11 protein-coding genes and 1 pseudogene are annotated in these 11,060 nt (G+C 58.8%); 4 read left to right on the forward strand and 8 right to left on the reverse strand.

Translation table 11 applies throughout. The annotated features are described in order from the left end of the window. The coding region (locus AC0L3U_RS37830) for a TCP-1/cpn60 chaperonin family protein (protein WP_473364906.1) at positions 1–596 on the reverse strand (596 nt) is incomplete at its 3' end. Here AC0L3U_RS37830 and AC0L3U_RS37835 point away from each other — a divergent pair. Beyond that, positions 597–824: a hypothetical protein gene (locus AC0L3U_RS37835; RefSeq protein ID WP_259219374.1), complete on the forward strand. Its 228-nt coding sequence runs from the start codon at positions 597–599 to the stop codon at positions 822–824. It abuts the gene before it with no gap. A 51-nt stretch (positions 825–875) separates the two neighbouring features. Here the strand turns inward: AC0L3U_RS37835 and AC0L3U_RS37840 are convergent, their stop codons facing one another. The 4 genes from AC0L3U_RS37840 to AC0L3U_RS37855 all read right to left on the reverse strand — a co-directional run bounded on the left by AC0L3U_RS37840 (position 876) and on the right by AC0L3U_RS37855 (position 5,011). Further along, entirely contained in the window at positions 876–2,513 is a 1,638-nt protein-coding gene (locus AC0L3U_RS37840) for an MASE4 domain-containing protein (RefSeq protein WP_259219206.1), read from the reverse strand. Between the two features lie 199 nt (positions 2,514–2,712). After that, the gene (locus tag AC0L3U_RS37845) at positions 2,713–4,152 is read right to left on the reverse strand and encodes an IS1182 family transposase (protein WP_259219207.1); all 1,440 of its coding nucleotides are present in this window, start codon (positions 4,150–4,152) and stop codon (positions 2,713–2,715) included. Positions 4,153–4,355: 203 nt separating this feature from the next. Further along, complete coding sequence (locus tag AC0L3U_RS37850) at positions 4,356–4,736, reverse strand: hypothetical protein (protein WP_219685550.1); 381 nt, start codon at positions 4,734–4,736, stop codon at positions 4,356–4,358. A 53-nt stretch (positions 4,737–4,789) separates the two neighbouring features. Continuing rightward, a complete protein-coding gene (locus AC0L3U_RS37855; RefSeq protein WP_219685551.1) occupies positions 4,790–5,011 on the reverse strand; it encodes a hypothetical protein in 222 nt (73 codons plus the stop codon). A gap of 313 nt (positions 5,012–5,324) precedes the next feature. Between AC0L3U_RS37855 and AC0L3U_RS37860 the strand changes: the two genes are divergently transcribed. After that, positions 5,325–5,588 carry a DUF6894 family protein gene (locus AC0L3U_RS37860; protein ID WP_374762395.1) on the forward strand — a complete coding sequence of 88 codons (264 nt, stop codon included), beginning with the start codon at positions 5,325–5,327 and terminating at the stop codon, positions 5,586–5,588. Positions 5,589–5,616: 28 nt separating this feature from the next. On the opposite strand, the gene AC0L3U_RS37865 is transcribed toward AC0L3U_RS37860, so the two are convergent. Then, complete coding sequence (locus tag AC0L3U_RS37865; RefSeq protein WP_259219208.1) at positions 5,617–5,880, reverse strand: response regulator; 264 nt, start codon at positions 5,878–5,880, stop codon at positions 5,617–5,619. Positions 5,881–6,569: 689 nt separating this feature from the next. Continuing rightward, positions 6,570–6,737, reverse strand: a complete 168-nt coding sequence (locus tag AC0L3U_RS37870; protein ID WP_259219210.1) for a hypothetical protein — start codon at positions 6,735–6,737, stop codon at positions 6,570–6,572. Positions 6,738–8,788: 2,051 nt separating this feature from the next. Between AC0L3U_RS37870 and AC0L3U_RS37875 the strand changes: the two genes are divergently transcribed. Both AC0L3U_RS37875 and AC0L3U_RS37880 read left to right on the forward strand, forming a co-directional pair. After that, a complete protein-coding gene (locus tag AC0L3U_RS37875; RefSeq protein WP_259219211.1) occupies positions 8,789–9,829 on the forward strand; it encodes a glycosyltransferase family 4 protein in 1,041 nt (346 codons plus the stop codon). A gap of 259 nt (positions 9,830–10,088) precedes the next feature. Then, positions 10,089–10,532: a low affinity iron permease family protein gene (locus tag AC0L3U_RS37880; RefSeq protein ID WP_259219212.1), complete on the forward strand. Its 444-nt coding sequence runs from the start codon at positions 10,089–10,091 to the stop codon at positions 10,530–10,532. A gap of 197 nt (positions 10,533–10,729) precedes the next feature. Here the strand turns inward: AC0L3U_RS37880 and AC0L3U_RS37885 are convergent. After that, a pseudogene (locus tag AC0L3U_RS37885) lies at positions 10,730–10,984 on the reverse strand (IS3 family transposase); the annotation flags it as partial. Positions 10,985–11,060 lie beyond the last annotated feature (76 nt).

The following is an 11,060-nucleotide window of genomic DNA, read 5'->3' on the forward strand; positions in this document are numbered from 1 at the left end:
TAGCCGCGGTCGAACTGCATGCCCTCGACGACGTCGAGCTCGGTCTCGAGCGACTTGGCTTCCTCGACGGTGATGACGCCCTCGTTGCCGACCTTCTTCATGGCGTCGGAGAGGAACTTGCCGATCTCCGCGTCGCCGTTGGCGGAGATGGTGCCGACCTGGGCGATTTCCTCGTTCGAGGTGACCTTCTTGGAGTTCTTGACGAGGTCGGCGACCACGGCTTCCACCGCCAGGTCGATGCCGCGCTTGAGGTCCATCGGGTTCATGCCGGCGGCAACCGACTTGGCGCCTTCACGAACGATCGCAGCCGCCAGAACGGTGGCGGTGGTGGTGCCGTCGCCGGCCGCGTTAGCGGACTTGGAGGCGACTTCGCGCACCATCTGCGCGCCCATGTTCTCGAACTTGTCCTCGAGCTCGATCTCCTTGGCGACGGTGACGCCGTCCTTGGTGATGCGGGGAGCGCCGAACGACTTGTCGAGCACGACGTTGCGGCCCTTGGGGCCCAGCGTCACCTTCACCGCGTTGTTGAGAATTTCGACGCCGCGCAGCATCCTGTCGCGCGCGTCAACGCCGAACTTGACTTCTTTGGCTGACATGTGGGTTTCCTGAAAATTTTACTTGGTCTCACCCTTGGCGACGCCCAGCAGGCGCCCCTCAGGATGAGCGGTGCGAGCGATGGTTTAAGCGGCCTTCTTCTTGGCGGACGCGTCAGTGAGAACGCCCATGATGTCGCTTATTCGAAGGGACAGAAGAATGACTTCCGAGATGCGGAAGCCATCGCCGAGGCGGTCCAACGCCCGACCATGAAGTTCGTGCGCCGGTGAGCGGACCTGTTGAATGCCGCCGCTACTTCGCAGATAGTCCAAAGATCGCACCTACTTGGCCGAGTGTTGCCCGCTGGCCGGTATCTCGATCTGAAAAACGGAACCAGCGCAGTCTGACTTGGCGAGCCGCAATGTGCCTCCGAAGCCCGCTACCAAGCTAGAAGCGATGGCGAGGCCCAAGCCGATACCAGCGGACTTCTTCGTAAAGAATGGATCGAATATGCGCTCGCGATCCTCAACCGGAATTCCAGGCCCGGAGTCCTCAACCGACAATAGTATCCTCGACTGGCCGTTTAAACTCGCTGTGAGCCGCAGATGTCGGGCTTCTGGAGGCAGGGAGTGCATTGCGTCTACAGCGTTCTTGACGAGGTTCAAGAGCACTTGCTGCAATTGCGTGCTATCTAGATGCACCTCTGGGAGACTACTCTCAAATTCTGTGGTGACAGCTACTTCATGGACTGTAAGCTCATGATGCAACAGTCTAAGTATTAAGCGAACCGCATCCTCAATACGTGTAGATGCGCTTCGATCAGTCGTTTTCTTTGACAGTTCGCGAATGCTCGTAATGATTTCGTTCGCGCGAAAGCTGTCGCCTTCTATATCACTGAGTATATCGTCCATTTGATCAAGCTCTGGAGGCTTCGAACGAAGTTGGCTCCGCGCGGTGTTGGCATTAAGCGATATCGCTGCCAACGGCGTCCTTAGTTCGTGGGCAATGGCCGCCGTGACAGCATCTATGCTCAAAAGTCGGTTGGCGCGTTCGCGGCCTTGTAAAATGATCGCACTGGCGAGACGTGAATAGAGAAAGATTGTCTCGACGATCAGCACGCTCAGCAACATGCAACTGGCAACGAGAACAAAGCATCTAGCTGCGTACCAACCAATCGTAAATCGTATCGAGCTGCCGATGATTGCCACCAAGAAGCTAGGCATGTAGGCAAGCAACGTCACGATCAACCACAAATCTAGGATCGTACGTCTACGTAACAGCAATACCGCTGTCGCGGTAGCACCCCAGAGCCACAGCGCGAGGTTGACCTGATTCCCAAATTTCGTCTGCAATCTGATGTCATTAGTGAAGAAGCTTGGCAGGTATTCCGTCTTTGTGCATACGATCCAAGTGAGTACAGCAATCGTCGCAAGGACACCACCAACAGTAACTATGATCGGTGCCATTTTGGATCCGGCCGGAAACTTGCTGTTTCCGATGGTGTCTTTGGAGATTGCATAGACAAGGACAGCCGCCGTAAACGTGCTGTGCCAAAGCACGTAAATCCAAGCTGGAGTGTTAGGTCCGTCACCAATCAGACCGTCGGGCGCGTACCCGCCCGGAAAAGCGAGCGTCTGCAGGAATGCAAATGAGCCGCTGAATATGTAAGCGCTCGCGAGCGCAAGCAACGCGCGTTGCGGTTGGATAGAAAATTGAGCGAACAGAAAAATTGCCGTGAGGAGATCGGCAACGGCTAAGACGGTTTGCAAAACCGGGATGAATGAGTCAATTCGGCGGACCTGTATGTTCGCGTATGGTGCCATAACTGCCGCCGCCACCATCAAAAGGACGATGACACCGACTGCTACGGCACGTTGCCGCGAGCTTGCCGGCATCGTTGCGATTATCAATGGAAAATCTTGACCCACTTCGTCTGCAGGCAATTGGCTCATTCCAAACTTAGCTTGATGAAATTTCATCGCGTCGTCCTGGCTATCTTGGACAATGAGTTCAGGGTCAGCCAAAGAAAACAGTAATGCAGTGAGAAGAGTAAGCTTCTGTTCGACCCCTAATCTAACCATGGCGGCTCTATTTCAGCCAGCATAGACGTCCGGAATGGGTCTTGGTCGTGTAAAAACTCCATTCGGGGAAGCCGGGAGAAAGCCGCACCGTTTAGCGTCAGGCCACGATCGCGGCCATCAACGGCTTGGTCCCAACGATGTTCATAACCCGGGTCAGATTGTAGGCCAGGACCGAGAGGGCCATTTCGGCGGCGACTTTTGGGAGGGTTTTGGTCAGGAAGTGCGTCGCACCCATGCGCGCCTTCATGGTGCCGAACGGATGCTCGACGGTCTCGCGACGTAGTCGCATGGCGAGCGGGTTCGCATCGAGCCGCTGCTGCACGGCGTCGAGCAGATGCTCGTGTTCCCATCGCGTGATCCGTCGCTCGGACCCGGGCGTGCACTGGGATTTGATCGAACAATTCTTGCAGGCGTTGGTCCAGTAGCGCCGCAGCATCTTGTCGGCTTCTTCGTTTGTATAGCGATACGGCAACCGCTCCCCGGCCGGACAACGATAGGCGTCGTCCTCCGGCAAATAGACAAAGTCCTGCTTGCCGAAGCGTCCGTCCGACTTGGCGCCCGAAGTCATCGGCTTGGGCAGGGTCACCGTGATGCCGGCCTCGTGGCAGGCGAGGATCTCCGGGCTGCTGAAGTAGCCGCGGTCGGCAACGGCATCGAGGGTCTCGGTCTGCAATACATTCTTTGCCTGCCTGGCCATATTGGCGAGTTGCGCTCGATCCGAGCCGCTGTTCGTCACCTCATGGGTAATGATCAGGTGATGATCGGTATCCACAGCGACCTGCACGTTGTAGCCGACGACGCCCGAGCCGCGGCCGCTGGTTGCCATCGAGCGGCTGTCGGGATCGGTCAGAGATATCTGCTGGTCGGGCGAAGCCAGCATCTGCTTCTCGTAGACGGCAAGCTTGCCCATTTGCTCTTTCACCTTCGCCAGCTTCTCCTTGAGCCTTGTCACCTTCGCGGCCAGCGCTTCGGTCGGCTCCTGCCGGTCGGCGGTGTCAAGCTGGCTCAGATAGCGGGCGACGCTCTCCTCCAGTTGGGCACGCCGCCGCTCCACCTTTGCCCGCGTGAAGTTCCTGTCCCGGTTGTTCACGGCCTTGAACTTGCTGCCATCGATGGCAACGCTCGCCGTCGCGAGAAGGCCCATCTCACGGCAAAGCTCAACGAAGCGCGCACATACCTTGCGTAGCCCCAGGCCGTTGTCCTTGCGGAAGTCCGCGATCGTCTTGTGATCAGGCACGAGCCGGCCCAGCAACCACATCACCTCGACATTGCGGCCGGCCTCTCGCTCCAACCGCCGGCTCGACTGAACCCGGTTCAGATAACCGTAGATATAAAGCTTCAGGAGCACCGAAGGATGGTACGACGGCCGTCCGGTCGCGGCCGGGTCCACCCCATCGAAGCCCATTTCCGCCAAATCGAGCGCATCGACAAACACGTCGATCACGCGAACCGGGTTGCCTTCGTCAACGAAATCATCGAGGCATTCGGGCAGCAGCGTCGACTGCCCACGATCCGCCTCTTCAATGAACCGCCTCATTAATTCTCTCCCGAGAATCATCGAGAGAATCATAGCAGCGCAATGGCGTTTTCACACAGCCAGGGTCAATCGCGTCGGCCTGCTCCCGATGTGATGACTTCCGGTCTACCCCGGTGAACGGGCATGTAGCGGCAGCCCGTCATGGAAGCGAAGGCCCAATAGGCGACGTCACGCCCAAACTTGACTGACACGACGCCGCGCGGCTAGCGAAGCGGGCGGGACCGGCTGAACAAGAAACGGCTGGGAGTGAACTTTCGGGCTACCGCGAGCGCGCTGCCCTCGCACGTTTCGAGCGCGATCTTCTGGGCCAGCATCACGTCTCCAATCGGAAGATCGCCAACGGGCAGGAAACACAAGCCGATCCTTGGACCGCCGTTTTCGCCGATCTCGCAGACATTCGCAGCCGCTCCCGCATAGATCCTATAGTGGTTGCCCGTGTCGCCGCCGATTACCTCGAAATAACCCTTTTCCGCGAATTGCCGCCGTTGGACAGGCGAGAGGTAATGCAGCAGCAGCAGCAGCGCGCGTCCTTCCGGAGTGCTCTCGGCGCCGTGTCGAATGAACAGCGCCTTTGCAGCTCTCATCCGTGAGCGTTCACCCGGCCGCGAGCGTCTGAACAGCCGCACGGCTTCGCGATTCAGCCGCCGACCAGCCTGGGGAAGAAGAGAGTTTCTTCCGCAGTGGGGTCGAACGATCGGATCCGCGACACCTGACCTGAACCGGTCCGGACCGCGGCGGTGAAGCCGACGTTCGTCAGCTCGCGGAATCGCTGCTCCGCCTTGGCTACTTCCCCTGCATCGTCCGCATCGAAGAAGTGACGGCTGTCGCCGGTACTGTCCATCACGGTCTGCATCGGCATGCGGATCCCTCCTTGTTGATCATGACAGAATATTGTTGAAGCTCCGAAGTTCCTCGATCGCACCAAAGCTACTGCCTTTCGCGTCTCGCAACCAAGGCTTCGGTATGGTGGTACGCAGATGGCCCGCAAGCCAGGGCGCAGATTTTGTGGACTTCGGCGAACAGCATCAGCCCGCCACAGCGTCACCGGATATGGCCATTGGTCGAAAGTCGGTCCGCATCCTTCCACAAACCAGCTTTCGCATTCACATACGATAATTCATCTGATGGGGAGCGCAGGTACGCTCTGAGCGGGGCCTTGTAGAGAGGCTTTCATGCCGTACTATGAATTCGAGCTTGTCACCGATGCAACATGCCAGCATCAGGGCGGAATGATCTTAGAAGATCGACAAGGAGCGGCGGACCAAGCAGAACGTCTCGCAGCGGAGCTCACGCTGGTGCGACCAGAACTGATGTCCCACAATTCTGCAATTCGGGTTCGAGATCACAGCAACGCTGAAATCTATCGCACTGCGCTCGATGCTCTTGCAATCCGGAAACGCCACCCAGGTCCCGGCACACCATTGTACTCACGATAGCACAACGTTCGTGCTGCCGATTGGACATTCATCCGGCTGCATCACCAACAGCACCAAGCTCACCGAGGCGGGTCAATTCGCCTGCAAGCCAACCGACCGCATCTGTCTTCATTGGATCCACAGCGAACGACGCCGTCTCGGTACGTTCGCAGGTCGAGCATTCGAACGTGCGCGTCTCGAATCCGGACTTGCCGGGAGAGATGCGCGCCAATGCCATCCGGTGTTTGCATACGGGACACATCGGCCGTTCGTTGGTACACGAAGTCATCCACTGGCCCCAAAGAATACTCATTTACCCCAATCCGATTTTCAAAACGACAAAAGGTGAGCGCTAGGCAGCAGCTAAGTCATGCTGACCAGGGATGAAGCAGCGTTCAATGTCTGTTGGGAGAGGAGTCGCCGCCAAATGCTCCCAGTATTCTGCCTCGGCGAGCAGTTTCCAGCTTCTGTCAGGATGAAGCGCGGCACTCTGCCGACAGAGCGCGCCATCGCGCGCAAGCGCTGTGCGGTTTCCATTCCAGCCTCCCATGTTTTTCCCACCTTATTTTTTGTTTTTGCGTTGGAGTCATTATGATTATGCGCGAGAACTAATTTTTTGGTTTTTCCTGGCCCCGACCGCCACTCGATATGCTTGCTGCGGTTGGCTTTCGTCTCGAGCGCCAACGCTCTTCATTTGATGCAATGTTCCGACTGGACATTCGTCCTGGTTGAAACCTTTGTGCTCTGACGGACCACACGGCTCCGCCACGGCTTTTGCTGTACATGCGGTGCTCGCGAACGATACAGGGAAGGAATTTCGGCGCGGAGAGAAGGACCTCTTCAGCCCTGACCTGATCACGCAATTACGCCTTGGAACGCGCGCTTACTCCAGCATCCGCGGTCGCCTCCAGAGGAAACGCCCCGCAGAGCGCCCGCCATCGCAATTCTCAGTTGCCTTAAAGATCATTATGGGACCTTTGAGTCCCTCAATGGAGCTGCGAGTCAGGTTTCATCATCGTCGCCAACGTCGTCCTGATCGTCTTCGTCCGAATCGATGGCCATAGCTTCGATGTAGTCACAGCAGGCATCCCGGAGCGTGCGACCCGATGTCGGATCGTCAGGGAAAACCACCATCCCCCGGTCTTCTTTCCATAGATGGAAAAGGTCCATGTGAGCGACATGACGCTCGCGCGTGCTGCACGATATCCGTGCGGCTACACAACCCAGCTTCAGCGGTCGATAAGCTTATAGATGCGCTGTCAAACGATGATGTGCTCGCAATGATATCGTGGTGGCCGGCACCACCCGTAAATTTCCCAAGTGCCGGTAACCAGGCGCAATGGTTAAATTGCGGCAGGTTTGACCGCAGCATCATGAAAACACAAAAGCCAAAGCAATGGGCCGACCGTGAGGTCCAGCAATTATCCAAGCTGGCCCCGGCAGGCGCTGGCGTATCGAAGAGTCGCAGCCGAGCTGGGCCGTCACGCAGGATCTGTGAGGCGAATGGCGCGAAGGATAGGGATACTGTTGAAGAAATAGCCGTTGAGGAAGCTCGCATCCCCGCCCGAATGAGCGCAGCACCTACAACCCCAAACCGCGACTAATCGCCCGCACAACCGTGCGCGCAGCGTCAGTATTTCGGCCATAGAAGAGCGCTGATCGAGTTGCGAAAAGAATGGTCAGCCCAAATAGCGCGATGGCAATACCTCTAAAATGGTGGCGGACCGGGTTGAGCGATGCAACGCACGTCTAAACGGCCCCAGCCGCAGGTTGGGAGAAACAGCCGGGGCCGTGCATTCCCATTCCATGTGCCGTAATCAGCCGTAATCGGCACGCCTCGGTTCGGCGGTCGGCCACGAGCGGAAAGTCGCTTGCGCTCTGAGAAACAGGCAACCGCAGAACGGTTTTTCACCCGGTACCGTAGCTGGCCCGTGAGTGCTCTGGTCGTCAGGTGTTGTGACACCCGGCGATCTTCTAAGCTGCGACGCTCCTCCTGCTTCCTGATTGAAAAGGACACATTCGCTGGCGCCCGCCGCTCTTCCGGCGCGTTTCAGTTAGGGCCGCCCCTGGCGGCTTACCTTCCACCAGTCAAGGCGCGAAACCTGGGATGCCAGTTTGTCGGGCGACCCGCGCATCGGAGTGAACTTTGTATCGCTCCGCTCTGCGCGTTTGCAGTTGGGGCAGACGAAAAGGTGAGCGATTGTCTCTTCCGTGTTGTCGCGCACCAGCTCCGAGCGGAACCATCTCATAGTGATGCGGCAATTCGGACAGTGTGGGGGGTGAGTTGCCCCAGTGCTTTCTTTAGCTGGTCCATGCCACGCCCCCTCCGTTCCGGGAAACAGTAGCAAAGCATAACGATGCGCAAAGTATCAAAAGATACACACATTGAGCCGCCCAAACTCAGCTGAAGACACCAAGGCGAGCCGCGATGCCTGCGGCACGTCGGCAAGCTCTCCTCCAATGTGGTGGTCTAGGCCGGGGTGGGACCGAGTGCCGCGCGCGGGGCCCGTCTGGGCGGAAATTCGGGCCAGTGGCCGCGCGCCTTCCGGATCTCGACATCTTCTCGCAAGCCTAGTCGAACGCCTAAACCTCGGATGGCCGTTTGCGGAGAAGGGCAGGACGGTACTCGATTTCAAGCCAAGTTTTCCGGGCCGCAAACCGGACGGGATGGTCCGGTCGAGCAGCTGTCGTGCGAAGCCCGCGCCCCACTGTCGCCTCCACATGGATTGGCCGAATCCAACGCCTGCAGCGCCGGCGTGCGGCAAGTACGCGGGCGCAGAGCATCTTGAGCCTCCTCCCTTCGTCTACTGTCGGGAAAATCCGGAAACTTTCCGAAATGCCTTGAGTTGGCAGCGACTGGGTTCGTCTCCGGAGAGTGAGCATGGTCGACAAAGTTGTTTTGAAGACGCCACGGAGACCGCCTGGATGGTGTACCGGGCGCGCCACCCCGAGGTCGATGCGCACGACAGCCGGCGCTGCCTGCTGGAGCGCCACCTCCACGGGCGGTCGAAGCCGCGCGAGAGCGATACCGAAGAGCTCGCTGGCTTCGGGATAGCCTACCTGCAGCGGCTTCCTCGAGACGGACGTTGACGGCCGTGAAGACGCTCGCAGCGCACGTGGTCTGCGGAAGCACGAGGCCTTATTGGACGTTGCTCGCGATTTCGTCCCTCATTTCCGCGAGGATCGTGACAGTCCTGCGATTCGTGTTCGGGGTCTAGCCGATGCGGATTGCCCAGCTTGCTCCGTTGGCCGAGAGCGTACCTCCCAAGCTCTACGGCGGCACTGAGCGAGTGATCGCCTGGCTCGTGGACGAACTGGTCGAACTCGGACACGACGTCACCCTGTTTGCAAGCGAGGACTCCAAGACAAAGGGAAAGCTTCACGCCGTGTGGCCGCGCGCGCTGCGCCTGGGGCGGAAAGGGGCGGATCCGAGCGCAGCCTGCGCGCTTCTGATCGAAGCCGTCGCCGAGCGAGCGCGCGACTTCGACGTGATCCACTCGCACGTCGACTGGTTGCCCCTTCCGGTGCTCAGCCGAGCCGGCGTGCCTTTCCTCACGACGATGCACGGCCGGCTAGACCTTCCCGGTCTGCCCCAGGTAATCGGTGCCTTTGCGGACGCTCCGTTCGTCTCGATTTCCGCCGACCAGCGTCGTCCGCATCCGGAGGCGAACTGGATTGCGACGATCCAGCACGGACTGCCCAAGGATATGTTTCGGCCATCCTACGAGCCAGGTTGGTACCTGGCCTTTCTGGGGCTGCTGACGGCGGACAAGGGGCCGGAAGATGCCATCCGCATCGCGCGGGCGGCGCGGATGCCCCTGCGGATCGCTGCGAAGATTCCTCGGGCGGAGACGGCCTACTTCAAGAACAAGCTCGAGCCGAACATCGCTGGCCAGACGGTTCAGCTCGTCGGCGAGGTCGACGACGCGAAGAAACAGCCTTTTCTCGCGAATGCAGCAGGCCTGCTGTTTCCGATCGATTGGCCCGAGCCGTTCGGTCTGGTCATGATCGAGGCGATGGCGTGCGGGACGCCCGTGATCGCCTATCGATCAGGCTCAGTGCCGGAAGTCGTGGAGGACGGCGTCACCGGCTTCATCGTCGATGGTGAGGAGCAGGCGATCAGGGCAGTGAAAGAACTATCCCAGCTGGACCGACGCATGGTCCGCACCCGGTTCGAGGAGCGCTTCGCCGCAAGCCGGATGGCGAAAGAGTACGAGACCCGATATTGCGACCTGGTCGCTCGTGGAAAACGCTTCGCGTGAGAGATTTTTCCGCAGCTGGCTTGTGGACCGGCATGACTCGAAGCCTTGGCGATCCGTCTGGAGTCCGGAGCAAGTGAAATTCCAGGGTTGAGGTCGGCTCAAGCGGGCGCGGATTAGGACGTACTCCGCGATCGCTTTCAATACCTGCTCTCGGGAGCGCCCGCGAAAAGCATTTCACAGAGTATGGCGCAGAGCATAGTTTCTAACGCGGAACTTTTGCCCCAACACAACACTACGGTCGGTGGTAGAGGCTAAAATCATGAGACACGAACCATCCCGGATCTCAAAATTCTTCGGTGATTTGGCTAACAAGACTTCGCTTGCGGCTGGCCGCGCCTCGACCTTCCTGTTAGCCGCGGGTGTGGTGGTCGTATGGGGCATCAGCGGCCCACTCTTCCAGTTCTCGGACACGTGGCAGTTGGTCATTAATACTGGGACCACAATCGTAACTTTCCTTATGGTATTTCTGATTCAGAACTCGCAAAACCGTGACAGCGCGGCCATTCAGGTGAAGCTGGACGAACTCATTCGCGTGAGCGCGGCGCGCAATAGTCTGGTGGGAATCGAGCACCTCACAGATGATGAGATTGAGGAGCTTCGCTCGAAATGTGAAGCGCGTGCCCGAGCCGAGAAAGCCGGAGATGAGACACTCGATCGGACCCGACAGTCAGCGCGGCGAGCCGCCGAGCAGATCGCGAGCTGACGATGTCAGCGCAGGAATCACCGAAAAGACCGTTAGAAAATATCGACGCCATCCTGCGGCTTGAAAAGCAGGATGAGGAAAAGATCGATCTTCATCATCGTGTTTTTCATGCAATCGGATCATTCGCGGCACTCCGCAGTTCGTTGTGCTGCAATGCGCGGCGGTGGTGTGCTGGATTGCCTTCTGTGGGGCATTCCCTGGAAGAGCTTCTTGTGGCTGATCAGATACCCCTCCCGCCTGAGCGGAACATGCAGCCGCCGATAGCCGAAGCGGCGGCGCTCCTGGGCGATCGCCCTCATGCGCTGGCGAAGGTTAGCATCGACAGCCTGGGGCGTCCGATATCTCATGGTCATACGGCAGCAGCCGATGGCTTTACACGCGCGCCGTTCGCTCATCCTATGGGCATCCACCAGATGAGCGACAGCCTTCCGCTTCCCAGCGGGCGTCACCACTAGACTGTATGTCCCCCCACAAAATGAGGCGACTCACCCTCGATGTTGCGACGAGGGTTGCCCGGATGGACCGGGT

The sequence above is a fragment of the Bradyrhizobium sp. Kon69 genome, assembly GCF_055807515.1.